At 49.8% G+C, this 25,088-nt stretch carries 21 protein-coding genes; 14 read left to right on the forward strand and 7 right to left on the reverse strand.

From position 1 onward, the window contains the following. Positions 1–6 precede the first annotated feature (6 nt). The 3 genes from infB (at position 7) to ACTHUM_RS04490 (ending at position 6,655) form a co-directional block, all read left to right on the forward strand. A complete protein-coding gene (infB, locus tag ACTHUM_RS04480; protein ID WP_070695335.1) occupies positions 7–2,898 on the forward strand; it encodes a translation initiation factor IF-2 in 2,892 nt (963 codons plus the stop codon). A 350-nt stretch (positions 2,899–3,248) separates the two neighbouring features. Further along, positions 3,249–5,987 (forward strand): calcium-binding protein, encoded by a 2,739-nt coding sequence (locus tag ACTHUM_RS04485; protein WP_049335380.1) that lies wholly within the window; start codon positions 3,249–3,251, stop codon positions 5,985–5,987. Between the two features lie 110 nt (positions 5,988–6,097). Then, complete coding sequence (locus ACTHUM_RS04490; protein WP_049330902.1) at positions 6,098–6,655, forward strand: nitroreductase family protein; 558 nt, start codon at positions 6,098–6,100, stop codon at positions 6,653–6,655. 79 nt (positions 6,656–6,734) lie between these two features. On the opposite strand, the gene ACTHUM_RS04495 is transcribed toward ACTHUM_RS04490, so the two are convergent. From ACTHUM_RS04495 to yajC, 4 genes are all read right to left on the reverse strand, one after another. After that, positions 6,735–7,616 (reverse strand): carbohydrate kinase family protein, encoded by an 882-nt coding sequence (locus tag ACTHUM_RS04495; protein ID WP_049330901.1) that lies wholly within the window; start codon positions 7,614–7,616, stop codon positions 6,735–6,737. Between the two features lie 323 nt (positions 7,617–7,939). Further along, a complete protein-coding gene (secF, locus tag ACTHUM_RS04500) occupies positions 7,940–8,875 on the reverse strand; it encodes a protein translocase subunit SecF (protein WP_003686183.1) in 936 nt (311 codons plus the stop codon). A gap of 3 nt (positions 8,876–8,878) precedes the next feature. After that, positions 8,879–10,732 (reverse strand): protein translocase subunit SecD, encoded by a 1,854-nt coding sequence (secD, locus tag ACTHUM_RS04505; RefSeq protein WP_004519309.1) that lies wholly within the window; start codon positions 10,730–10,732, stop codon positions 8,879–8,881. A gap of 75 nt (positions 10,733–10,807) precedes the next feature. Continuing rightward, the gene (gene yajC / locus ACTHUM_RS04510; RefSeq protein WP_003675720.1) at positions 10,808–11,074 is read right to left on the reverse strand and encodes a preprotein translocase subunit YajC; all 267 of its coding nucleotides are present in this window, start codon (positions 11,072–11,074) and stop codon (positions 10,808–10,810) included. A gap of 177 nt (positions 11,075–11,251) precedes the next feature. Here yajC and ACTHUM_RS04515 point away from each other — a divergent pair, with 177 nt between their 5' ends. The 4 genes from ACTHUM_RS04515 (at position 11,252) to ACTHUM_RS04530 (ending at position 16,677) form a co-directional block, all read left to right on the forward strand. Then, positions 11,252–12,310 carry a histone deacetylase family protein gene (locus tag ACTHUM_RS04515; protein WP_049335378.1) on the forward strand — a complete coding sequence of 353 codons (1,059 nt, stop codon included), beginning with the start codon at positions 11,252–11,254 and terminating at the stop codon, positions 12,308–12,310. A 232-nt stretch (positions 12,311–12,542) separates the two neighbouring features. Next, complete coding sequence (locus ACTHUM_RS04520; protein WP_003745670.1) at positions 12,543–13,607, forward strand: 2,3-butanediol dehydrogenase; 1,065 nt, start codon at positions 12,543–12,545, stop codon at positions 13,605–13,607. Between the two features lie 118 nt (positions 13,608–13,725). Then, the gene (locus ACTHUM_RS04525) at positions 13,726–14,868 is read left to right on the forward strand and encodes an NADH-dependent flavin oxidoreductase (protein ID WP_049335376.1); all 1,143 of its coding nucleotides are present in this window, start codon (positions 13,726–13,728) and stop codon (positions 14,866–14,868) included. A gap of 213 nt (positions 14,869–15,081) precedes the next feature. Beyond that, positions 15,082–16,677, forward strand: a complete 1,596-nt coding sequence (locus ACTHUM_RS04530; RefSeq protein WP_070588308.1) for a peptide chain release factor 3 — start codon at positions 15,082–15,084, stop codon at positions 16,675–16,677. A 49-nt stretch (positions 16,678–16,726) separates the two neighbouring features. On the opposite strand, the gene ACTHUM_RS04535 is transcribed toward ACTHUM_RS04530, so the two are convergent. Then, the gene (locus tag ACTHUM_RS04535) at positions 16,727–17,497 is read right to left on the reverse strand and encodes a sulfite exporter TauE/SafE family protein (RefSeq protein ID WP_039862025.1); all 771 of its coding nucleotides are present in this window, start codon (positions 17,495–17,497) and stop codon (positions 16,727–16,729) included. 196 nt (positions 17,498–17,693) lie between these two features. Between ACTHUM_RS04535 and ACTHUM_RS04540 the strand changes: the two genes are divergently transcribed. Continuing rightward, complete coding sequence (locus ACTHUM_RS04540; RefSeq protein WP_004519303.1) at positions 17,694–18,239, forward strand: TIGR00645 family protein; 546 nt, start codon at positions 17,694–17,696, stop codon at positions 18,237–18,239. Positions 18,240–18,310: 71 nt separating this feature from the next. Here ACTHUM_RS04540 and ACTHUM_RS04545 read toward each other — a convergent pair whose 3' ends face one another. Further along, positions 18,311–19,261, reverse strand: coding sequence for a bile acid:sodium symporter family protein (locus tag ACTHUM_RS04545; protein WP_004519302.1), 951 nt, complete (start codon positions 19,259–19,261; stop codon positions 18,311–18,313). Positions 19,262–19,466: 205 nt separating this feature from the next. Further along, positions 19,467–20,354 (reverse strand): YicC/YloC family endoribonuclease, encoded by an 888-nt coding sequence (locus ACTHUM_RS04550; protein WP_283116877.1) that lies wholly within the window; start codon positions 20,352–20,354, stop codon positions 19,467–19,469. Positions 20,355–20,492: 138 nt separating this feature from the next. Between ACTHUM_RS04550 and rph the strand changes: the two genes are divergently transcribed. The 6 genes from rph (at position 20,493) to ACTHUM_RS04580 (ending at position 24,904) form a co-directional block, all read left to right on the forward strand. Then, positions 20,493–21,221, forward strand: a complete 729-nt coding sequence (gene rph / locus ACTHUM_RS04555; protein ID WP_039861956.1) for a ribonuclease PH — start codon at positions 20,493–20,495, stop codon at positions 21,219–21,221. A gap of 171 nt (positions 21,222–21,392) precedes the next feature. Next, on the forward strand, positions 21,393–22,613 hold the full coding sequence (locus ACTHUM_RS04560) for an aspartate kinase (protein ID WP_004519299.1): 1,221 nt from the start codon (positions 21,393–21,395) through the stop codon (positions 22,611–22,613). A gap of 337 nt (positions 22,614–22,950) precedes the next feature. Further along, the gene (locus ACTHUM_RS04565; RefSeq protein ID WP_440361149.1) at positions 22,951–23,601 is read left to right on the forward strand and encodes a hypothetical protein; all 651 of its coding nucleotides are present in this window, start codon (positions 22,951–22,953) and stop codon (positions 23,599–23,601) included. A gap of 79 nt (positions 23,602–23,680) precedes the next feature. After that, positions 23,681–24,007 (forward strand): purine permease, encoded by a 327-nt coding sequence (locus ACTHUM_RS04570; protein ID WP_224783368.1) that lies wholly within the window; start codon positions 23,681–23,683, stop codon positions 24,005–24,007. Between the two features lie 68 nt (positions 24,008–24,075). Next, complete coding sequence (locus ACTHUM_RS04575) at positions 24,076–24,399, forward strand: hypothetical protein (protein WP_004519296.1); 324 nt, start codon at positions 24,076–24,078, stop codon at positions 24,397–24,399. Positions 24,400–24,493: 94 nt separating this feature from the next. After that, complete coding sequence (locus tag ACTHUM_RS04580) at positions 24,494–24,904, forward strand: hypothetical protein (RefSeq protein ID WP_004519295.1); 411 nt, start codon at positions 24,494–24,496, stop codon at positions 24,902–24,904. Positions 24,905–25,088: the final 184 nt, after the last annotated feature.

Here is a 25,088-nt window from a genome sequence, read left to right on the forward strand (position 1 = left end):
TACTGAATGAGTAATACAACCGTAGCGCAATTTGCCGCCGAACTAAACCGCCCCGTCGATGATTTGCTTAAACAATTGAAAGAAGCCGGGGTCAATAAAAACAGCGGTAATGACAGCATAACCACTGACGACAAACAATTGCTGACCGCTTACCTGCAAAAGAAAAACGGCAGCAACAGCGGCACCATCAGCATCCGCCGCAAAAAAACCGAAGTCAGCACCGTTGACGGCGTAAAAGTAGAAACACGCCGCCGCAGCCGTGCCGTTACTATTCCTTCTTCCGAAGAATTGGCAGCGGAAGCCAAAGCCAAAGTAGCAGCGGAAAACCAAAAAGCCGAAGCAGAAAAAGCAGCCTCCCAAGCTGCCGAAGAAAAAGCCAAAGCTGAAGCAGAAGCTGCCGCCAAAGCCGAAGCCCGTGCTAAAGCAGAGGCCGAAGCAGCCAGACTGAAAGCAGCCAAAACCGCACCAAAAGCGGAAGGCAAACCTGCCGAAGCCAAAAAAGAAGAAGCCAAACCGGTTGAAGCCGTAGAAGCCAAGGCCGAAGCAAAAGTTGAGGCTAAAGCAGACAACAAGCCGTCTGAAAAATCCGTTGAAGCTGAAAAACCAGCCGAAGCCAAAAAAACTGCCAAAGCCAAACAAGACAAAGGCGGCAAAGGCAAAGAAGCGAAAAAGGCAGCCAAACCTGTCGCTCCTGCCGTACCGCAACCTGTCGTCAGCGTGGAAGAACAGGCTCAACGCGATGAAGAGGCCCGTCGTGCCGCCGCCCTGCGTGCGCATCAAGAAGCTTTGTTGAAAGAAAAACAAGAGCGTCAAGCACGCCGCGAAGCCATGAAACAACAGGCCGCTCAAGACTCAAAACCTACGAAAGAAGCCAAATCAGGCGAACGCAACAAACCTGCCGAGAAAGCCAAAGCAGCATCCGGCGAAGGCAAATCCGAACACAACGTGCGCGGTAAAAAAGAAGACCGTCGTGAGCGTGATGAAGACATTCAAGGCCGCAATGCTAAAGGCAAAGGCGGCAAAGGCGGACGTGACCGCAATGCACGCACTGGCGACGACGAGCGCGTACGCGGCGGCAAAAAAGGCAAAAAACTCAAACTTGAGCCAAACCAACACGCCTTCCAAGCACCAACCGAACCTGTCGTACACGAAGTTTTGGTACCTGAAACCATTACCGTTGCCGATTTGGCACACAAAATGGCCGTTAAAGGCGTCGAAGTGGTTAAAGCCCTGATGAAAATGGGCATGATGGTAACCATCAACCAATCCATCGACCAAGACACTGCCCTGATTGTGGTGGAAGAACTCGGCCACATCGGCAAACCTGCTGCAGCCGACGACCCTGAAGCATTCCTGGATGAAGGCGTTGAAGCAGTAGAAGCCGAAGCATTGCCGCGTCCACCGGTTGTTACCGTGATGGGTCACGTTGACCACGGTAAAACTTCCCTGCTGGACTACATCCGCCGCGCCAAAGTGGTACAAGGCGAAGCGGGTGGCATTACCCAACACATCGGTGCATACCACGTTGAAACCCCTCGCGGCGTGATTACTTTCTTGGATACTCCGGGTCACGAAGCGTTTACCGCAATGCGTGCGCGCGGTGCGAAAGCAACCGATATCGTGATTCTTGTGGTTGCAGCCGACGACGGCGTGATGCCGCAAACCATCGAAGCCATTGCCCACGCTAAAGCTGCGGGCGTACCGATGGTGGTTGCCGTCAACAAAATCGATAAAGAAGCCGCCAACCCAGAGCGTATCCGCCAAGAGCTGACTGCGCACGAAGTCGTGCCTGACGAATGGGGCGGCGATGTACAGTTTATCGACGTTTCCGCTAAAAAAGGCCTGAACATCGATGCATTGCTCGAAGCCGTCTTGCTCGAAGCTGAAGTTTTGGAACTGACTGCCCCAGTCGATGCACCTGCCAAAGGTATCATTGTTGAGGCACGTTTGGACAAAGGCCGCGGCGCGGTTGCCACATTGCTGGTTCAAAGCGGTACGCTGAAAAAAGGCGATATGCTGCTGGCCGGTACTGCATTCGGTAAAATCCGTGCAATGGTTGACGAAAACGGCAAAGCCATCAATGAAGCCGGCCCTTCTATCCCTGTCGAAATCCTCGGCTTGTCCGACGTACCGAACGCAGGCGAAGATGCAATGGTGTTGGCCGACGAGAAAAAAGCGCGCGAAATCGCCCTCTTCCGTCAAGGCAAATACCGCGACGTGCGCTTGGCCAAACAACAGGCTGCGAAACTGGAAAACATGTTCAACAACATGGGCGAAAACCAAGCCCAATCCTTGTCTGTCATCATTAAGGCAGACGTACAAGGTTCTTACGAAGCTTTGGCGGGCAGCCTGAAAAAACTGTCCACCGACGAAGTGAAAGTGAACGTGTTGCACAGCGGCGTGGGCGGCATTACCGAATCTGATGTCAACTTGGCCATTGCTTCCGGCGCATTCATCATCGGCTTTAACGTCCGTGCAGATGCTTCCGCACGCAAACTAGCTGAGAATGAAAACGTGGAAATCCGTTACTACAACATCATTTATGATGCCATTGACGACGTGAAAGCCGCCATGAGTGGTATGCTCTCTCCGGAAGAGAAAGAGCAAGTAACCGGCACGGTCGAAATCCGTCAGGTTATCAGCGTATCCAAAGTCGGCAATATTGCAGGCTGTATGGTTACCGACGGCGTGGTCAAACGCGATTCCCATGTCCGCCTCATCCGCAACAACGTGGTTATCCATACCGGCGAACTGTCTTCTTTGAAACGCTACAAAGACGACGTCAAAGAAGTCCGCATGGGCTTCGAGTGTGGTCTGATGCTCAAAGGCTACAACGAGATTATGGAAGGCGACCAACTCGAATGTTTCGACATCGTCGAAGTTGCCCGTACTCTGTAATCAGACAGGCCGTCTGAAAAATCAGAAGCAGGTTTTGCAATGCGAAACCTGCTTCTTTTTTTCAGACGGCCTTTTTACAACCATTCATAGTTTGAAACTATGGAAATTGATGTGTGGTATATAAGAAACAAAACAGCCGCACAAGGCAAAGCCATTTGGCAAAAGAATAGACGGCAAACTAAGCCTGATAAGGCTCTCTATATATTGTCATATCTTAACGTTTCAGTTGTTTTTCTCAAATTTCGGCACTAGTATATACAGCCTAAACACAATACAAATTAAGCAATACCGGCCATATGCCGGATACGTTTACTTCCTTGTTACTCTCATCAATATCTAAAGAAAATATCATGACAATCGAAAAAGCAATGCGCATTCGCAATGCGCAATTTGAATTACGACATTTAGAGCAATTACAACCTTCCGCCCTTGCACAAGCAACAACAGGTACTTCGAGAGATGACGTTTATTATGTAACCCGCAGCGACGATAAAATCATTGAAAACCCAAATGGAGGCGATGATACGGTTTACAGCAACGTCAGCTATACCCTTCCAAACCACGTTGAAAACCTTGTTTTGACCGGTACAGCCAACATCTTCGGCGCAGGCAACAACAGTAACAACATCCTCATCGGCAATGAAGGCCGCAACCGCCTCAACAGCGGTCGCGGTGACGACATCGTTTACGGCGGCGGCGGCAACGATTTCATCAATGGCGGCGAAGGCAACGACTGTCTTTTCGGCGAAACAGGCAATGACACCCTAAATGGCGAAGCAGGCAACGATGTGCTTGAAGGTGGCGAAGGTGACGACACCTACCTTTTCTCTGCCAAAAGCGAGCAAGACACCATCATCGACAATCAAGGCCACAACAGCATCCGCTTTCATACCGACCTAAGCCTTAACGATTTAACCGTTGAAGCCCGAAACAACGAAACCGGCGGTCAAGACTGGCTGATTGCCGTGAAAAACAGCAACGCCGTTTTAACCATCAAAAACCAATACACTCAAAACGGTACAACACCGGCAGTCTCCCAATTCATCATCGGCACACAAAAACTGGATGTAAACAGCTTTGCCAAATATTTCGATATTTCCCTGACTGAATATACCGAAAGCGGTAAGACCATCGATGGTAGCGACGGCAATGACCACCTGATTGGCACATCCGGCGATGATATTATCGACGGCAAGGCCGGTGCCGACATTATGGAAGGCAGGGACGGCAATGACACTTACTATGTTGATAACACAAAAGACGTGGTTATCGAACAGGCTGGCGGCGGCGAAGACACCGTATTCAGCAGCATTTCCCATACTGCCGCCACCCACGTCGAAAATGTTACCTTGACCGGCTCGGCCAATATTTTTGCCGCCGGCAACAACAGCAATAACATCCTGACCGGTAACGAAGGCCGCAACCGCCTCAACAGCGGACGCGGTGATGATACCGTTTACGGCATGGGCGGCAACGACAACCTCAACGGCGGCGACGGCAACGATTATCTGGATGGCGGCGACGGTAACGATCTCATCAACGGTGATGCTGGCAACGATATTTTGATGGGCGGCAACGGCAAAGACATTCTGAAAGGCGGCGCCGGAAACGATACCTATATCTACGGCGACAACGATACCATTATCGACAACCAAGGCATCAATACCCTCAAGTTTTCAGACGGCCTGAACAATGCCAAGCTCAACCTGAAGACCATTCATAACGATGATGGCAGCCAAAGCTGGGAAATTACTTCGGATCAAGGTTCAGCCTTGATTCAAAACCAAATCGGTGCTGATGGCAGCATTTCCATCGACCGTTTCCAGTTCAGCGACCAAACTTACACTGCCGCACAGTTCCAACAAGCCTTCCAAGCGCTGAAAGCCAAAAACATTAACTTTGTCGGCACAAACGGCGACGACACTTTGCATGGCAATGCAGGCAACAATGAAATCGACGGCGGCAACGACGGCCGCGACATCCTCTATGGCCACGACGGCGATGACATCTTGCGCGAACACAGCGAAACCTATTACGGCAACGAACCCGCTTCCGACGATAAACTCTACGGCGGCAACGGTAACGACAAACTCTATGCCCATGTAGGCACCGACTTACTCGACGGCGGCGCAGGCAATGATTATCTGGAAGGCGGAGAACACAACGACACCTATGTTTTCGGAAAAGGTTACGGCCACGACACCATTTTCGACTACAACTTCGGTTTTGATAGCGAGGCAAGCCTACACAGACTCAACGCTAATGTCGTTAAATTTACCGGCGGCATTACCCTTGACGACCTCGAAATTACCGTTGAAAAAGGTTACGACAAAACCGGGATTGCCGACATACCCGACAGCAACCAATTTGTATCCCCCCCCCTGTTGGATGGCGATACTTGGCATATCCGCATTAAAGGCACGGACGATGTTTTAACCATCAAAAACCAAAGCGGTATTTATGGTGCGATTTCCGAGTTTCAGTTTGACGGCAATACCTCATACAGCACAGGCGAGCTGATCAACCACTTCAAACTGTCTATCCCGCACATGATCGGCAACAAAAACATCGTCCAATACACAGGCCAACCCGTTGAAGAACTCAACCGTGATGTGTACAACAACTTCAATCACACCATCCACGCCGATAGCGACAACAGCGATTTAGATTTGTCGCATTACACTTCTGTTGTCGAATACAGGGGCAACCGAAGCGATGAAACCATTACTTTGGGCCGAGGCATCAACATCGTTGATACGGCCGGCGGCAACGATACCATTACCGACCCGGGTGCCGACAACACCGTTATCATGTTTGGCAGAAACAGCGGCAACGACACCTTTAATCCGTATGGTGGCAGCGATACCCAAGTCCTTTTCAAAGAAGGGCTGACGCTGAAAGATTTACAGTTGAAAACCGGCGATGATTGGGTCTTAACCATCAAAGATACAGGCGACACCCTGACCATCCATGACATTGCCAACAATAATGTCGACAGCTTTGTATTCGGAAACGGTAAGAGCTACACCGCCGATGAAATCAGCAAAGCACTGATTACTGAAAATACACAAAACAACGGTATCCTGTAAAACTCAAAGGCCGTCTGAAACCTTAATTCAGACGGCCTTAGTCCTTTGCTGATTTATTTATCGTTCTGCTATATAATTATTCTCATTCGAATTCACAAGAAAGAATAAAAATGGATGCCTTAAATCTCCTCACCACTCGTCGCTCTTCCAAAAAACTGACTGCTCCTGCACCCAATGCCGAGCAACTGGAACAAATGCTGCAAGCGGCAACACAAGTACCTGATCACGGCAATATGCGCCCTTACCGCTTTACTGTAATTCAAAGCGAGGCCGGCTTACAACGTTTCCGCGAGCTTTTGGGCAAGACCGTTACCGAACTCAACTTCGGTGATGATGCCATGAAAAAGGCCGAACGCGTCGGCAACATGGCGCCTATGATTATTGGCGTTACATTTGCGCCAAACCGTGAAGTGGCGAAACCCAAACCTGAATGGGAGCAAATGCTGACTGCAGGCTGCGCCGCCTATGCTTTACAACTGGCTGCTTCTGCTCAAGGCTTCGACAATGTTTGGATTACGGGCATGTGGGTCAACAGCCCATTGTTGCGCGAAGCATTTGAGTGTGCCGACAAAGACAAAATCATCGGCCTGATGATGATTGGTTCGCCGACCGAAGAAGGAAGCGGCCCGAAAAATACCAACTTAGAATGTTTTACAACTTATTGGTAAAGCCTGAAAATACTAAGGCCGTCTGAAAAACCTGATTTAATGGTTTTCAGACGGCCTTTTTATGTCTCTTGTCAAAATATCAAGCAGGATTCATAAACGCTTCAACTTCTTCCAAAGAAATATCCGCCGTCGCGCCATGACGTGAAGCCACCAATGCACCCAGCGCACAAGCAAAAGCAATGGCTTCTTGAGGAGGCGCATTATTGAGCAGCTTGTAAGTCAAACCACCAAGAAAGCTGTCGCCGGAGCCGACAGTATCCACCACTTTGACGCGGAAACCGCAATGACGGTACAACTCGCCGTCCTTATACAAAACCGCGCCATGACTACCCAAAGTCACACACAAGATTTTGACGCCGGTCAGCTCAACGAGGTAGCCGATATTTTGTTCGATACTGTGATAAGGAGAACCGTAAGCCGCAGCCAACTCATACAGCTCATCATCATTGAGTTTGACCATATCGGACTGTTTCATGGTCTCAAGCAAGCGGTCAATATCGTAATGAGGCTTACGCAGATTAACGTCAAAAATTTTGAATTTGGCTTCTTTCAGCAAAACCGCCAAGCTTTTACGCGAAACTTCATCGCGGGTTGCCAAGCTGCCAAAAACGAAAGCATCTGATTCTGCCACACGTTTGATTGCCGCATCATCAACCGCAATCCTGTCCCACGCGCAAGGATAAACAATCTCATAAGACGCACTGCCAGACTTGTCCAAGTGTACTTTCACCAAGCTGGTCGCACATTCGTGACAAACCTGCAAATAATCAGTATTGACGTTTTTACTTTGAATTTGACGTAGCAATTCCTCGCCATCGGCATCATCGCCGCGACGACTGATGATGACAGCATCGATACCCAAAGACTGCAAACGGACAGCAACATTTAGGGGTGCACCACCCAATACCTTTCCGTTTGGAAAATCGTCCCACAGCACTTCGCCGAAACTGGTTACTTTCATTCTTGGCCTTCCTTTTTTGAGGTTGATTGGCAGGGTCTGCACACCCGACAGATTTTTGCAAATCATGTACTTGTAGTAAAACTCCAGCATCGGGGGCAAAAGTATTATGTTTTAAAATATTGGGACTGACAAGCAATTAAGGGAATATCAGACAATAAACTTGATTCATCACAAAATTATATTGTTCCTATTTTTTCTTTTTCTTTCACATTTATCCCCTCCTGTTTCATTAAAACAAAATATTCTGAAATTTAAATACAAAAGGCCGTCTGAAAACTGATTCAATCAATTTTCAGACGGCCTTTATCGCAGCATTGCAGCGATTAAACTACAACTTCTTCTTTTTTCTTCACTTCTTTGGCAATGTTCTCACGACTCAAGCCAAACATCAGCAAGAGCGGGCTGGCAACCAATACGGAAGAGTAAATACCGAACACGATACCGATAGTCAGCGCCATAGAGAAACCGTGCAAGGCTGCACCGCCAAACACCAGCATAGAAACAACCATTGCCTCGGTCGAACCGTGGGTAATGATGGTACGGCTCATGGTTGCAGTAATCGCGTTGTCGATGACTTCCGGCACAGTGTGGCCGCGCATATGCGGCTTGCGGAAGTTTTCGCGAATACGGTCAAATACCACCACAGATTCGTTTACGGAATAACCCAAAACAGCCAAGATACCTGCCAAGACAGTCAATGAGAATTCCCATTGGAAGAAGGCGAAACAGCCGAGAATAATCACGATATCGTGCATATTCGCAATAATCGCGGATACTGCAAAACGCCACTCAAAACGCATGGACAAGTAAATAATAATACCTGCCACCACGAAGCCCAATGCCATCAAACCATTGGTAACCAATTCTTCACCAACCTGAGGGCCGATGAATTCGACTTGGCGCAAGGTAACGTCAGGGTTGTCTTTTTTCAGCAAATCCATCACTTGGTTGGACAGCTGTGCAGACGTTACGCCTTCTTTGTTCGGCAGGCGAATCATAATGTGTTTATTCGTACCCAAGGCCTGAACCTGTACATCACCCATTTTCAGCGTATCGAGGCGTTCGCGCGTTTTATTCACATCCACGCCCTGCTGATATTGGACTTCCATCACCGTACCGCCTGTAAATTCGACGGAGAAATTCAGGCCTTTGGTTACCAAAAAGAACACGGCGGCGATAAACGTAACCAACGAAATAAAAGTCGTCAGTTTGCCGTAGCTCATAAACGGAATATCACGTTTGATTTTAAATAATTCCATGTTTTACTCCTTGCCTTCTGCCATTTCAGCTTTCGGCTTCCATACCGAACCGATGGAAATATTTTGCAATTTGCGGCGACGGCCGTACCACAGGTTGACCAAAGCACGGAACACGACCACGGATGAATACATCGAAGTCAGAATACCGATACAGTGTACAACCGCAAAACCGCGTACCGGGCCGGAACCGAATACCAACAAAGCGATACCGGCAATCAGGGAGGTCAAGTTGGAATCGACAATGGTTGCCCAAGCGTGTTGGAAACCGAGGTTGATGGCCTGCTGTGGTACGACACCGGCACGCAGTTCCTCACGGATACGTTCATTAATCAACACGTTGGAGTCAATCGCCATACCCAAGGTCAAAGCCAAGGCGGCAATACCCGGCAAGGTCAGCGTTGCCTGCATGGCAGACAAAATACCCACCAAAAACAAGATATTGGTACTCAAGGCAATGGTAGAGAAGAAACCCATCAAGCGATAGTAAATCACCATGAATGCAGCAACAGCGGCAAAGCCCCACAAGGTAGAGTGGAAACCTTTTTCAATGTTTTCTTTACCCAAAGACGGGCCGATGGTACGTTCTTCGACAATCTGCATCGGCGCGGCCAGCGAACCGGCGCGCAGCAACAATGAAGTATCGTTGGCTTCGGCTGTCGTCATGCTGCCGGAAATCTCCACGCGGCCACCGGTAATGGCGGCTCGGATGACAGGCGCGGTCACGACTTCGGATTTACCTTGGTCGATCAACACCATAGCCATACGTTTACCCACATTGGCCGAAGTCAATTCGCCAAAAATGCTGCCGCCCGCACTATCCAGGCTCAGGCTCACGGCAGGCGCGCCCATTTGGTCAAAGCTAGGTTGCGCATCGTTGATGTTGTCGCCGGTTAGTTCAACTTGTTTGTTGACCAAGATAGTTTCCGGATGATCGCCACCGCTTGACAGCAATTCGTAACCGGTCGGCACATTGCCGTTCAAAGCTTCTTGCAGTTTGATCGGATCGTCTTCCACCATACGCACTTCCAAAGTCGCAGTACGACCGATAATATCTTTTGCTTTGGCAGTATCTTGCACGCCCGGCAGCTGTACGACAATGCGGTCAAGGCCGGATTGTTGGATAACCGGTTCGGCTACGCCCAATTCGTTCACACGGTTGTGCAACGTATTGATATTTTGTTTAACTGCATCAGAACGTACTTTATTGATTGCCTCTTCAGACAAAGTCAGCACGATATTGTTACCGTCCGGCAGCAGCGTGGCTTCAGGGAACAATTTTTGCAACTGAGGCAAGGCTTTTTGTACATCGGCAGCATCTTGCAAAGGCACGGTCAGACCGTTTTCAGTCTGATGCACCGTGCCGGTACGGATTTTTTCGCGGCGCAATTCGCGGCGGATATCGCCGGAATAACGTTCAAACGTTTTCTGCATCGCGGCTTTCATGTCCACCTGCATGGTGAAATGCACGCCGCCGCGCAAGTCCAGACCCAGGAACATCGGATTGGCTTTGATTTTCGCCATCCACTCAGGGCTGTCTGCCAACAGGTTGAGCGCGGTAATATAGCCCTCGCCCAAAGTATTTTCGATGACGTCGCGCGCTTTCAGTTGCGTTTCGGTATCTTTGAAACGCACTTTCAGCGAGTTGTCGACGATGAACATACCATCAGTCTGAATACCTGCCTGTTTCAGCGCGGCATCCACTTTAGACTGGGTTTGCTCATTGATAACGATGGCTTGTCGGTTGGTCGATACCTGTACGGCAGGCGTTTCACCGAAAAGGTTGGGCAGCGAGTAAACAGCCGCAACCACAATCGTGAACGCAATCAGCAGGTATTTCCATAAAGGATAACGGTTCATGGTAAACCTTTGCTTTATTTATAAAGGCAAACAGCCGCGCTCGGAAAATGAGGCGGCTTTTTGCAAAAAAACGGATTATTCGGCTTTCGCGGCAATCGCGTTGCGCTCAACTTCCACTTCGATTTTCGCACCTTGACCGATGTCGACAGTGTAGAATTGCTCGCCGACTTTGGTCACGCGGCCTTTGAAGCCTGCCGCCAAAACGACTTTATCGCCGACTTTCAAAGCGGCCAACATCGCTTGGTGCGCTTTGAATTTCTTTTGTTGAGGACGCATAATCAGGAAGTAGAACACCACCATGATCAGCACTAAAGGGGCAAATTGAGCCACTGCTTGATTCATAATATATCCGTTCTTTCAAGTTTTAGATTAAGTAAAAAACTGCACACTGCAATCAAATACATTGGTTGGACTGTAAAATTGAGCTATTCTAAAGGTCGTCTGAAAAATTTCCAAGTATTTCCGTATTTATTAACCATATTTAGCAGTCTTTACGACTTGTCCGACACATACTGTTCCATGTTCAAAAAAATCCTTTGGCGCATCAGCACCCGCCTACGCCGTTTGTTTGGCAAAAACGCCCGCACCGTATGGATTTCGCATCCGATATTCCTACAGCACCAGCCGGGGCCTAACCATCCCGACAGGCCCGAACGCATCAGCTCCATTCAAACTGCCTTAAAACAAGAAGGCATTTGGCGTCGCCTGCAAACCACCGAAGCACCGGAAATCAAAGATGCGCAGCTGGCATTGGTCCACTCGCGCAACTATCTGCACGAGTTGGAAGCCGCCCAGCCGCTCCCCGGCAAAATCCACCGCATCGATGACGATACGGTCATCTGCCACGACTCCCTTCAAGCCGCCCGTTTTGCGGCCGGAGCCGTTGTCAAGGCAGTCGATATGGTGATGAATAAAAAAGCCTGGCATGCTTTTTGCGCCATCCGCCCGCCAGGCCACCATGCCCACAGCAACAGCGCCGGCGGATTTTGCCTGATCAACAACACCGCCACCGGCGTGATGCACGCCATTGCCCAATACCGCTTGCAACGCATCGCCGTCATCGATTTCGACGTCCACTTCGGCGATGGAACGGCGGAGATTCTCCAAGACGATCCGCGCGTGATGTTTTTCAACCTGTTTGAAACCGATATCTTTCCCTTCCCTCAGGCGGAACAATACGCCGGCAATAAAAATATGCTGCATACGCCCCTCAAACCAGGCACAGGCAGCCGTATCTTCCGCACGACCATCCGCGAACAATGGCTGCCCAAGCTCACGGCCTTCCGCCCCGAGTTGGTGTTGCTTTCGGCAGGTTTTGACGGGCATAAACAAGACGAAACAGGCCGTCTGAACCTGCATGAAGCCGATTTTGCCTGGCTGACGCACAAAATCGTCCAAGCAACGGCAAGCTGCCAAGGACGTGTTGTTTCCGTGCTGGAAGGCGGCTATACCTTGGAATCCATGTCCAAATCCGCCGCCGCCCACATCCGCGTATTGGCGGGCTTAAGCAAGGCCGATTACGTCATCGCCTACCAAAAGCATCTGAAGCGCGGCAAAAGTAACAATCCTACACCATAACGCATTCAAACTATTGCCCAGGCCGTCTGAAAACAGATTATCCATTTCAGAAGGCCTTTTTTTTCATTTACAAACTTTAATTTGAGCAAAGACAAACCATTTCCATATTATCAGTAGTAAAATAACAAACATAAAACATATCAATAAAAACATTTCACACGCCACACTGCTTCCCTTTCCCCAATTGACCGTCTTTTTCAGACGGCCTCCACTTTAAAAAAGGAGCGTTACAATGAAAGCAGCACGTTTTTATAACAAAGGCGACATCCGCATCGAAGACATTCCCGAGCCAACCGTAGCTCCGGGTACTGTCGGCATCAATGTTGCTTGGTGCGGTATCTGCGGTACAGACCTGCATGAATTCATGGAAGGCCCGATTTTCATTCCGCCTTGCGGCCATCCGCACCCAATCTCCGGCGAGTCTGCGCCAGTCACCATGGGTCACGAGTTCTCCGGCGTGGTTTATGCCGTAGGCGAAGGCGTGGACGACATCAAAGTCGGTCAACACGTTGTTGTCGAACCCTACATCATCCGCGACGACGTACCGACCGGCGAAGGCAGCAACTACCACCTCTCCAAAGACATGAACTTCATCGGCTTGGGCGGCTGCGGTGGCGGCTTGTCTGAAAAAATTGCCGTTAAACGCCGTTGGGTACACCCTATTTCCGACAAAATCCCATTGGACCAAGCTGCTTTGATTGAGCCTCTGTCTGTCGGCCACCATGCTTATGTACGCAGTGGCGCGAAAGAAGGCGACGTCGCATTGGTCGGCGGCGCAGGCCCAATCGGTTTGCTGTTGGCTGCCGTACTGAAAGCCAAAGGCATCAAAGTCATCATCACCGAATTGAGCAAAGCGCGTAAAGACAAAGCACGCGAAGCCGGCGTGGCCGACTACATCCTCGACCCATCCGAAGTCGATGTCGTTGAAGAAGTGAAAAAACTGACCAACGGCGAAGGCGTAGACGTTGCATTCGAATGCACCAGCGTCAACAAAGTGCTGGACACCATGGTCGAAGCATGCCGTCCGACTGCGAAAGTCGTCATCGTATCCATTTGGAGCCACCCCGCTACCATCAACGTCCACAGCGTTGTGATGAAAGAGCTGGACGTGCGCGGCACCATCGCCTACTGCAACGACCACGCCGAAACCATCAAATTGGTTGAAGAAGGCAAAATCAACCTTGAGCCTTTCATCACCCAACGCATCAAACTGGACGAATTGATTTCCGAAGGCTTCGAGCGCTTGATCCACAACAATGAATCCGCAGTAAAAATCATTGTTAATCCTAATCTTTAATCCTAAGGCTTAAAGAATAAACAGGCCGTCTGAAACTTTTCAGACGGCCTGTTTACTTGATAAATTCCCGAATGGCCCAATCCTCTGCCAACCATTCACTTATCAAGAGCAAAATCTCATGAATCCAAAATACGCCCCACTCTTTCAAACATACACCCTCAATAACGGCGTAACCATCAAAAACCGCCTTGCCGTCGCCCCCATGACCCATTTCGGTTCACAAACCGACGGTTTAATCAGCGACCAAGAGCGTACCTTCCTCAGCAACCGCGCAGGCGATATGGGCCTGTTTATCACGGCCGCCACTTTGGTTCAAAAAGACGGCAAAGCCTTTCACGGCCAACCTGAAGCCACAGGCGAACACTGCCTCGACAGCCTGAAAGAAACCGCACAAATCCTGCGACAACAAGGCACAAAAGCGATTTTGCAAATCCATCACGGCGGTTCCAAAGCCATTGATGACCTTTTGGACGGTCTCGACAAAATCAGCGCTTCCGCCAACGAAGCCGAACACGCACGCGAAGCGACCGCAGAAGAAGTCGAAGCACTCATCGCCTCTTATGCGCAAGCCGCCGATTTGGCGCTTCGTGCCGGTTTTGACGGCGTGGAAATCCACGGTGCGAACGGCTATTTAATCCAACAGTTTTACTCTGCCCAAAGCAACCGCCGCAACGACCAATGGGGCGGCAGCTTGGAAAACAGAATGCGCTTCCCGCTGGCCGTTGTCGATGCCGTGGTTGCCGTCCGAGAAAAACACCAGCGCGACGATTTCATTATCGGCTACCGCTTCTCCCCCGAAGAGCCGGGCGAAGACGGCTTAACCATGACCGAAACCGGCGCACTGATTGACGCATTGGTACAAAAACCGCTGCAATATCTGCACGTTTCCCTGTGGGAATTTGATAAAAAAATCCGTCGCGGCGGCGATACCGCCCAAACCCGTATGCAGTTTATCCACGAACGCATCAACGGCAAACTGCCGCTTATCGGCGTGGGCAACCTGTTTACCGCCGACCAAATTTTGGCCGCCTATGAAACCGGCTGGGCAGAATTTATCGCCTTGGGCAAAACCGTGATGATTAATCCGCACATCGCCACGCAAATCCGCGAAGGCCGCGAAGCTGAAATCGAAACGCAACTCGACCCGACACGCGCCGACCATTACGGCCTCCCCGACACCTTGTGGGGATTTGCCTCCAGCGGTACGCAATCATGGCTGCCGCCGGTAAAAGGCGCGGAATGGAAACCGATGGATATTTAATCATCGATTCATAGCACAAGGCCGTCTGAAACTTTTCAGACGGCCTTTGGTTTGGTGCAAACATTGAATTATCAAGCATTTTTTTGTACAATTCCGCATCTTTCAATCTATTGCAGGGCGTGTCGCACACGCCCTTATTTTAGCCTGTTTTCCAACACCCATACCCTTCAGGCCGTCTGAAAAAGCGGCCTGAAACTTTTTGCAAAGAAAACCATGTCCCAAGAAATCCTCGACCAAGTGCGCCGCCGCCGCACGTTTGCCATCATCTCCCACCCTGACGCGGGTAAAACCACGCTGACCGAAAAACTGTTGCTGTTTTCAGGCGCGATTCAGAGCGCGGGTACGGTAAAAGGCAAGAAAACCGGCAAATTCGCCACCTCCGACTGGATGGAAATCGAGAAGCAGCGTGGCATTTCCGTGGCATCAAGCGTGATGCAGTTCGACTACAAAGACCATACCGTCAACCTCTTGGACACGCCGGGACACCAAGATTTCTCCGAAGATACCTACCGCGTATTGACCGCCGTCGACAGCGCCTTGATGGTCATCGACGCGGCAAAAGGCGTGGAAGCGCAAACCATCAAACTCTTGAACGTCTGCCGCCTGCGCAATACGCCGATTGTTACGTTCATGAACAAATACGACCGCGAAGTGCGCGATTCGCTGGAACTCTTGGACGAAGTAGAAAACATCCTGCAAATCCGCTGCGCGCCCGTAACTTGGCCAATCGGCATGGGCAAAAACTTCAAAGGCGTGTACCACATCCTGAACGACGAAATCTATCTCTTTGAAGCGGGCGGTGAACGCCTGCCGCACGAGTTCGACATCATCAAAGGCATCGACAATCCCGAATTGGAACAACGCTTTCCGTTGGAAATCCAACAGTTGCGCGACGAAATCGAATTGGTGCAGGCGGCTTCCAACGAGTTCAATCTCGACGAATTCCTCGCCGGCGAACTCACGCCCGTGTTCTTCGGTTCGGCAATTAACAACTTCGGTATTCAGGAAATCCTCAATTCATTGATTGAATGGGCGCCTGCGCCGAAACCGCGCGATGCGACCGTACGCATGGTCGAGCCAGATGAGCCGAAGTTTTCCGGATTTATCTTTAAAATCCAAGCCAATATGGACCCGAAACACCGCGACCGCATCGCCTTCTTGCGCGTCTGCTCCGGTAAATTCGAGCGCGGCATGAAGATGAAACATCTGCGCATCAACCGCGAAATCGCCGCCTCCAGCGTGGTAACCTTCATGTCGCACGACCGCGAGCTGGTGGAAGAAGCCTACGCCGGCGACATCATCGGCATCCCGAACCACGGCAACATCCAAATCGGCGACAGCTTCTCCGAAGGCGAACAACTGGCATTTACCGGCATTCCCTTCTTCGCACCCGAACTGTTCCGCAGCGTCCGCATCAAAAATCCGCTGAAAATCAAGCAACTGCAAAAAGGTTTGCAGCAACTCGGCGAAGAAGGCGCGGTACAAGTCTTCAAACCGATGAGCGGCGCAGATTTGATTTTGGGCGCGGTCGGCGTGTTGCAGTTTGAAGTCGTTACCTCGCGGCTGGCCAACGAATACGGCGTAGAAGCCGTGTTCGACAGCGCATCCATCTGGTCGGCGCGCTGGGTATCGTGCGAAGACAAGAAAAAGCTGGCGGAATTTGAAAAAGCTAACGCAGGCAATCTGGCGATAGACGCAGGCGGCAACCTCGCCTACCTTGCGCCTAACCGCGTCAACTTAAACCTGACGCAGGAACGCTGGCCGGACATCGTGTTCCACGAAACGCGCGAGCATTCGGTTAAACTGTAAAACGCAAAGGCCGTCTGAAACTTTCAGACGGCCTTTTTTTCATTCGATATCAACCCAATAAATCCCAAGCAAACTTTCCGATGGTCAGGCACAGCAGCAACATAAACCCATAACGCAGCAGCCTGGTTCCGCCGCGCATTGCCAAGCGCGCGCCGACCACGCCGCCGCACAAATTCGCCACCGCCAACGGTATCGCCCATGCCCACACAACATGGCCTTGCGGAATAAAAAACGTCAGCGCAGCAAGATTGGTGGTCGAATTGATGACCTTTGCCGAGGCGTTAGCCGCTAAAAAATCATAGCCGTAAAAGCGGACGAACACAAAAGCCAGCAGGCTGCCCGTTCCCGGCCCGAACACGCCGTCGTAAAACCCGATTAACGCGCCGAAAAATAAGCCCCATAAAGTTTCGCGGCGCGTCAGCTTTTCAGTGCGCACCGTCTGTCCCAAGTCTTTTTTCAAAAAAGTGTACAGACACATGGCAATCATGATGACCAACATCGTCGGTTTCATGTATTGCACGGGGAAATACACCACCGTTTTCGCGCCCAAATATGAAGCGACAAATGCCAACACCGCGGCAGGCAGCAGCATTTTCCACGGCACGGGGATTCGGCGCAGGTATTGCCCCGTCGCAGTCAGCGTGCCGCAGCAGGAAGCAAATTTATTGACACCCATTACCGAGGCCACAGGTGTAGCGTTTGGCAATAGGTTGAATAATCCGGGAATCTGCAATAGCCCGCCTCCGCCAACCGCCGCATCCATCAGCCCTGCGGCAAAGCCGACCAACACCAGATAATAAAAAAACGAATCTGCAAGCATAATGTCCATCTCTAAAAAGCAAAGCGATTTTGCGCGTATTTGCCTGTCCTGACAACCTACAAGGCCGTCTGAAAAACAAGGAACGATATCCTGTTTTCAGACGGCCTTTCTTTTTAAATTCAACCGCTCAAATTGCGGCTTAAAAATTTTTCCATTAAAATGCCGCCCCTTATCTTTCCTACACACAACACATTTTATGGAACATTCCACCCCGACCAAACGCACAGCCCACGACCGAATGGGCATCTTCGCGCATTTCATTTTTGCCAGCCGCTGGCTGCAACTGCCGATTTATATAGGCTTGATTATCGCCCAAGTCATTTATGCCTGTAAGTTCCTCAAATCCTTGTGGCACTTGGTATCCAATTTCAGCATCATGGATGAAAACACCATCATGATCGCCGTATTGAACCTGATTGATGTTGTGATGATTGCCAACCTGCTGACCATGGTCATTGTCGGCGGCTACGAGACCTTCGTCTCCCGCCTTCACGTTGACGAACATCCCGACCAGCCCGAATGGCTCAGCCATGTCAATGCTTCGGTTTTGAAGGTTAAGCTGTCGATGTCCATCATCAGCATTTCCTCCATCCATCTGCTGCAAACCTTCCTCAACGCCGCCAATCTGTCGGAAAAACAAATCATGTGGCAATGTATTACCCACATCTGCTTCCTGATTTCCGCCCTCGCCATGGCTTTAACGGACAAAATCGTGTACAGCACGACGCATAAAGCGCATTGATAATAAAAGGCAATCAAAAGGCCGTCTGAAATATTTCAGACGGCCTTTTGCTATCTGGCAATGTTTACAGCTTATTGCTTACGCTTGTCCCACCAGGCAAACAAATTGCCCAAAACCGTTCCTGACACAGAGTGCCAAACGCAGGCAACGGCGGCGGCAACGGCAGATTCGGCATTACCGGGGAAAAATTTAGCACTCAAACCGGTGGCAAGTCCGGCATTTTGTACGCCGACTTCGATGGCAAGAGTGCGTTTTTTGGCGGTGTTCATGCCGGTCAGTGCGCCGCTGTAATAGCCGAGGATGTAGCCACCGATGTTGTGGGCAGCGATGGCGAGTACCATAACGAAGGCGGATTCAGCAAAGCGGTGGCCGTGAACGGCAGCAACGCCGCCGACGATGCAGGCAAACGCGACAACGGCAACAGCAGGCATAATCGCGCGCACGTCTTCAAACCAGTGTTTTTTATGCAGCAATATATTGGCGGCAGAACCGATAACCACAGGCAACAAGGTAACGAGCAACATAAATTTGAACATACCCCAGCCGTCCATTTCGACGGTTTGTCCGACCAAATAAGTCATCCACAGCGGCGTCATCACAGGCGCAAGGACGGTGGAGACGGTGGTCATACCGACTGAAAAGGCGACATCGCCTTTAGCCAAAAAACTCATGATATTGGACGAAACACCGCCCGGGCAGGTGCCGACCAAAACCAGACCCAGCGTTAATCCAGGCGAGAGGTCAAAGGCTCTGGCAATACCGATAGCGAGCAGGGGCATAATCGTGTATTGGGCGATGGCGCCGATAAAAATATCGAGCGGACGTTGCGCCAGAATTTGATAATCTTCTTTGCCTAAAGTCATGCCCATACCGAGCATGATGATACCGAGTACAACGACTTGAGTATCGCCTTTTACCCATGAAAACGTAGCAGGTTCGATAAAGGCGATAATGGAGGCAAGGACGATAATCAAGGCGGTGAAGCGGGTCATTTGCCGACTGATAGCGGTCAGAAAGTTCATATTTTACTCCTTTGTATGTTTTTATCATGACAATAATTGCCATAATTTAACACATATTAACTCTTGTGCGCAATGACAGTAACGAAACAGGAAATCCATCATCCAATAATGTTTAAAAACAAACCACACTAACTCCACCCAATATCAACACAAAGGCCATCTGAAACCTTTTCAGACGGCCTTGTTTTATCCGTTCATTATCGATTTATTCGATATTTTGAACCTGTTCGCGCATTTGTTCGATTAAGACTTTCAGTTCAACCGACGCTTGCGTGCATTCGGCGGCGATGGCTTTGCTGCCCAAAGTGTTGGCTTCGCGGTTCAACTCCTGCATCAGGAAATCCAAACGTTTGCCTACGCTGCCCTTGCCTTCGGTAACGATACGGCGTACTTCGGCGATATGGGTGCGCAAACGGCTGAATTCCTCATCCACATCGGATTTTTGGATGAATAAAGCAAATTCCTGTTGCAAGCGGTCGTTGTCGATATTGCCGACGGCTTCTGCCAAACGGGTTTTGACTTTATCCATATGCGCTTGCAGAAGGCTGGGGAACAATTCGTTCAAAGCGTCCACAATCTCTTCCATGCCATCCAGGCGTTGCAGCAGGTGCTCACCCAGTTTTTTGCCTTCGCGTTTGCGGGCGGCTGTAAACTCTTTCAAAGCGCTGGTCAATAAATCTTTAACGCCTTTGGCCAAAGCCTCGGCATCTTCGCCCTGGCCTGCCAAAACGCCGGGGAAACGCAAAACGTCTGCCACGCTCAGCTTGCCGAAATTGTGTTCCTTGCGCCATTCTTTGTTCAAATGCGCCAGTTGGGCAACCAAATCCTGATTGACCTCCAAAGTCTGTCCGCCCGAGGAGGCATCCTGCAGCTGGATGCGGCATTCCAATTTACCGCGCGCCACAGCCGCGGCAATCTGCTCGCGCAACGCGCCTTCCAAATAACGCAATTCTTCCGGCATACGGAATTGAACATCCAAATAACGATGGTTGACCGCGCGGATTTCCAAATTAATCCGCTTGCCTCCGCATTCGCCTGCGGCATTGGCAAAGCCGGTCATGCTGTGGATTTGAATAGTTCGTCTTGTAGCCATGGTTTTACTCCGTTTCCAAATACGAGTGAAAGTATGGACACTATAACACACCCGACCGACGATTTTCAGACGGCCTTTGGTGCCAAATTCCTCTATAATTCAAGGCAACCTATTTTTTATTCCCCCCAAAGGTTCATCATGAGTAACTACACCCGCACCGGCCGCGCCGCCGACAGCCTGCGCGACATCAAAATTACCCCCAATTTCCTCCCCCATGCCGATGGCTCCTGCCTTATTGAGTGCGGCAACACCAAAGTGATTTGCACTGCCTCCATCGACGAAAATGTCCCACCGTTCCTGCGCGGTAAAGAACAAGGCTGGGTAACGGCCGAATACGGTATGTTGCCGGCTTCCACCGCCTCCCGTATGCGCCGCGAGGCCGCCGCGGGCAAACAATCCGGACGCACACAAGAAATCCAACGCTTGATTGGCCGCTCTCTACGCGCCGTCGTCGATATGGAAAAACTCGGCGAACGCCAAATCCTGATTGACTGCGACGTCATCCAAGCCGACGGCGGCACGCGTACCGCCTCCATTACTGGTGCCTACGTTGCCCTGCAAATCGCCGTAGACAAACTCCTTTCAAACGGCCTTATCAGCGAAAACCCCATCCGTGAAGCCGTTGCCGCCGTTTCCGCCGGCGTGGTGGGCGGTGTACCGCTTTTGGACTTGGACTATCCAGAAGATTCAGGCTGCGACAGCGACGTTAACATCATCATGACCGCATCCGGCAAAATCATCGAAATCCAAGGCACAGCCGAAGGCGCACCCTTCAGCATCGAAGAATTGGGCAAACTCATTGCCCTCGCGCATAAAGGCATTGCTGAATTGGTTCAACACCAGCAGGCCGCTCTTTTGGCCCGATAATCAGCAAGGCCGTCTGAAAACTTTCAGACGGCCTTTTTTAACCAAACCCCTTTATGCGTATTTACTCAAAAAAGCGCGTTCTATCCTTGAATTCCATGTAAAAAATAGTAATAATAACCCTTTTTCCAGCAAACCAAGCTGCCCGACAACCCCCACAAGAAAGCACGAAACATGGCGTTAATCGTACATAAATACGGCGGCACATCAGTAGGCTCGCCCGAACGCATCAAAAACGTAGCCAAACGTGTCGCCAAAGCCCGCGCCGAAGGACACGACATCGTAGTCGTCGTATCCGCCATGAGCGGCGAAACCAACCGACTGGTCGCACTGGCGCACGAAATGCAAGAGCATCCCGATCCGCGCGAACTCGACGTCGTTCTCGCTACCGGCGAACAAGTGACCATCGGCCTGCTGGCCATGGCCCTGAAAGACATCGGCGTTGACGCCAAGAGCTACACCGGCTGGCAAGTCGCCCTCCAAACCGACACTTCCCACACCAAAGCCCGCATCGAAAACATCGACGACGAAAGAATGCGTGCCGATTTGGCTGCCGGTAAAGTCGTTATCGTAGCCGGTTTCCAAGGCATCAGCAGCGAAGGCAATATCTCAACCCTCGGCCGTGGCGGTTCGGATACCTCCGCCGTTGCCATCGCCGCAGCCCTCAAAGCCGACGAATGCCAAATTTATACCGACGTAGACGGCGTTTACACCACCGACCCGCGCGTCGTACCCGAAGCACGCCGCATGGACACGATCACATTCGAAGAAATGATCGAATTGGCCAGCCTCGGCTCAAAAGTTTTACAAATCCGCTCCGTAGAATTCGCCGGAAAATACAAAGTGCGCCTGCGCGTACTCAGCAGCCTGCAAGATGGCGGCAACGGCACCCTGATTACCTTTGAAGAGGACGACAACATGGAAAGAGCAGCCGTAACCGGTATCGCATTCGACAAAAACCAAGCACGCATCAACGTACGCGGCGTACCTGACAAACCCGGCGTTGCCTACCAAATCCTCGGCGCAGTTGCCGATGCCAACATCGAAGTCGACATGATCATCCAAAATGTTGGCAGCGAAGGCACAACAGACTTCTCCTTCACCGTTCCACGCGGAGACTACAAACAAACCATCGAACTCCTGCAACAACGCCAAGACAGCATCGGCGCCGCCTACATCGACGGCGACGACACCGTATGCAAAGTCTCCGCAGTCGGCTTGGGCATGCGTTCACACGTCGGCGTAGCCGCCAAAATCTTCCGCACCCTCGCAGAAGAAGGCATCAACATCCAAATGATTTCAACTTCCGAAATCAAAGTATCCGTCCTGATTGACGAAAAATACATGGAACTGGCTACCCGCGTTCTGCACAAAGCATTCGACTTAGGCAACTAATTCCAACCAGTCAAAAAGGCCTTCTGAAACTTTATTGTTTCAGAAGGCCTTTTTTATTTCCATTACATAAATCAACAACATCTTAATAAAAAAAATCAACTTTAGCTCAAAACAGTGTAGCCTGGCTTATTATTACCCTTGTTAATTTCATTATATATTCAATATTTTACAACCATCCACCTTCGCCGTTTAATTCCAAAAACATACCACTTAACCTAATTTGAGAAAAATAAACAAATCTGTAATAAAATAGGACAAAAGTACAAACAATTATCTACGCTCATCAATAAAAACAAATTTCCCCCAATTTTCTCCTAACTTAAGAAGGAATCCTAATATGAACGTATTAAACAAATTCGGTATGCTGATCTTGACCGCTTCCCTGCTGGCAGCCTGCGGCGACTCCGGTAATAAAGGCAGCAGCGACAAACCGGCAGAACAAGTTGCTCAAAGCGAATCTAGCTCTGCCAACAAATACGAAAAAGCTCTGAGCGAATTCCCGGAAGCAGATCCTAAACTGGCCGAACCTATCGTCATTTCCGATAAAAAATCTCCAGACGGTCTTGCCGAATTGCAAAAATTCATTCACTTCACCACTGGTGAAGAAGCTCAAAAAATTACTCAGCTAGGCCTAGAATTGCAAAACTTGGCTAACCAAAATAAAGAAAAAGAAGCTTTGGAGCAGATGAACAAACTGACTGCCGCACTGGAACAATTCCATCAGAGCGCAGCTGCCCTCGACATCAAAGATCCTGAAATCAAAGCAGTTCTGGATCGTGCATTACAAGTCAGCAGTGCTGCCAACGACATGATGATTTATGCAGGCAAACATGCTTCTGAGCTGACTATCAACGGCAAAGATAAAGATTCGCTCAAATTTGCCAATGATTTCCAAGAAAAATCTCAAAAATTGCAAGAAACCCTACGTGCAGCCAATCAAGAAGTACAAAAAGCTGCCGAAGCTTTAGGCAAAAAATACTCCCAATAAGCCTATTGTTTCCGATAAATATCGGTGGTATCGGCAACATCGATACCACCTTTCCAAACCCTAAGTCAGGTTGAACACAATGAATAATCTAAACCCTTCACTCCCCTGCCCACACTGCCATGCCCCGATCCAAGGCGGATTGGTTAAAGGTTTGGCCGCAGTCAAAGAATGTCCTTCCTGCCATAAAAAAGTCAAATTCAAAAAACCGCCTGTTGGCGAATATTTCAAAGCTTTGCTGAAACCTTTCGCTATTTTTGTAGTAGTTGTCTGCATCGTAGCGGCAATACTGATCAGCCTGTTTGGTACATTCCCCCAATATATCAGTATGGCATTAGTTATCGGCTTTTTCGTCTACTACATTATCCCGATTCAAAACAAACTTTCATCTTTTGAAAAAGACGAATAAACATATACTTTGCCCATCCAACCCACTTTTCCGGATGGGCAATACTTTATACGGCCCAATAAAAAATAATGAAATCGTCCCCATTTTTTTGTCCGCATTGCTCCAATCCGATTCGAGGTAGTGCATTCAAAGGACTGAAAAGCATTAAAGAATGCCCGACCTGCCACAAAAAAGTCCGCTATAAGCAGCCAACTGCAAAAGAAATCCGCCAAGCGACATGGAAAAAGAGCATTATTTTCCTTGCCCTGCTGACCTTATACCTTGCCTTTCTGATTGCACTATTTCGCGCAGATATTCCTTTTACGTATCTCATCCTTCCTATCATGCTCTATTTGGTTGCAGTCTTCCAGCCTGCCATTATCAAGCATTCTTCATTTGAGAAAGACGAATAGCCTGCTTTCAGACGGCCATCGCCTTCGATAACAAGGTTTGGCCAATACCGATTTTAATCCTTATCCCCGATATCCCCTCCAAGGCTTTTATTACATGAAACGTCCAGTCCCTGTTACCATCGCCACCGTTCTCTATTTCATCATAACTGCCCTTACTTGCTTTACTACGGTTGCTCTTGCGATTTATTCGGGCGATTTACTGATAGAGGTTGCAGCCTTGGCATTCCCTTTCCTGCCTTGGTGGCTGTCTATGCCCCTATACTTCATCCTCCTTTCCTTACCGGTATTTATTGCTGTCGGCCTGCTTTCAGGCAACCGTTCTGCCCGTTGGCTGGCTATTGTGCTAGCGGCCTCTTCGCTAATCATGGTGTATAGCGATATGGCGAGCTATAGTTCTCAACAAATCATTATTCAATCCATTCTCCACCCTGTTTTGCTGCTCCTCATCTTCAATCCGGTATCCAACCGCTATTTCGCCAATGCGGCCTCAAAAACCGAATCCTAAACCATCGGATTTTGACTTCAAAAAAACTTAAGGCCGTCTGAAACCCTTGCCCTTACGCAAATCTTTTTCAGACGGCCTAAAATAGAATGGCCTTTTCAGACTGTCTTTTCCTAAGGCAGCCCTTCATACAAGCAATAATGCGTTTCCCTTAGCAGCTTTAAATACCAAACTGTAAGCAAACAAA

The organism is Neisseria sp. P0021.S006 (assembly GCF_051956895.1).

Coding starts and splice junctions, on each gene's coding strand:
- infB (WP_070695335.1), top strand. CDS start 7: ATGAGTAATACAACCGTAGCGCAATTTGCCGCCGAACTAAACCGCCCC.
- ACTHUM_RS04485 (WP_049335380.1), top strand. CDS start 3,249: ATGACAATCGAAAAAGCAATGCGCATTCGCAATGCGCAATTTGAATTA.
- ACTHUM_RS04490 (WP_049330902.1), top strand. CDS start 6,098: ATGGATGCCTTAAATCTCCTCACCACTCGTCGCTCTTCCAAAAAACTG.
- ACTHUM_RS04495 (WP_049330901.1), bottom strand. CDS start 7,616: ATGAAAGTAACCAGTTTCGGCGAAGTGCTGTGGGACGATTTTCCAAAC.
- secF (WP_003686183.1), bottom strand. CDS start 8,875: ATGGAATTATTTAAAATCAAACGTGATATTCCGTTTATGAGCTACGGC.
- secD (WP_004519309.1), bottom strand. CDS start 10,732: ATGAACCGTTATCCTTTATGGAAATACCTGCTGATTGCGTTCACGATT.
- yajC (WP_003675720.1), bottom strand. CDS start 11,074: ATGAATCAAGCAGTGGCTCAATTTGCCCCTTTAGTGCTGATCATGGTG.
- ACTHUM_RS04515 (WP_049335378.1), top strand. CDS start 11,252: ATGTTCAAAAAAATCCTTTGGCGCATCAGCACCCGCCTACGCCGTTTG.
- ACTHUM_RS04520 (WP_003745670.1), top strand. CDS start 12,543: ATGAAAGCAGCACGTTTTTATAACAAAGGCGACATCCGCATCGAAGAC.
- ACTHUM_RS04525 (WP_049335376.1), top strand. CDS start 13,726: ATGAATCCAAAATACGCCCCACTCTTTCAAACATACACCCTCAATAAC.
- ACTHUM_RS04530 (WP_070588308.1), top strand. CDS start 15,082: ATGTCCCAAGAAATCCTCGACCAAGTGCGCCGCCGCCGCACGTTTGCC.
- ACTHUM_RS04535 (WP_039862025.1), bottom strand. CDS start 17,497: ATGCTTGCAGATTCGTTTTTTTATTATCTGGTGTTGGTCGGCTTTGCC.
- ACTHUM_RS04540 (WP_004519303.1), top strand. CDS start 17,694: ATGGAACATTCCACCCCGACCAAACGCACAGCCCACGACCGAATGGGC.
- ACTHUM_RS04545 (WP_004519302.1), bottom strand. CDS start 19,261: ATGAACTTTCTGACCGCTATCAGTCGGCAAATGACCCGCTTCACCGCC.
- ACTHUM_RS04550 (WP_283116877.1), bottom strand. CDS start 20,354: ATGGCTACAAGACGAACTATTCAAATCCACAGCATGACCGGCTTTGCC.
- rph (WP_039861956.1), top strand. CDS start 20,493: ATGAGTAACTACACCCGCACCGGCCGCGCCGCCGACAGCCTGCGCGAC.
- ACTHUM_RS04560 (WP_004519299.1), top strand. CDS start 21,393: ATGGCGTTAATCGTACATAAATACGGCGGCACATCAGTAGGCTCGCCC.
- ACTHUM_RS04565 (WP_440361149.1), top strand. CDS start 22,951: ATGAACGTATTAAACAAATTCGGTATGCTGATCTTGACCGCTTCCCTG.
- ACTHUM_RS04570 (WP_224783368.1), top strand. CDS start 23,681: ATGAATAATCTAAACCCTTCACTCCCCTGCCCACACTGCCATGCCCCG.
- ACTHUM_RS04575 (WP_004519296.1), top strand. CDS start 24,076: ATGAAATCGTCCCCATTTTTTTGTCCGCATTGCTCCAATCCGATTCGA.
- ACTHUM_RS04580 (WP_004519295.1), top strand. CDS start 24,494: ATGAAACGTCCAGTCCCTGTTACCATCGCCACCGTTCTCTATTTCATC.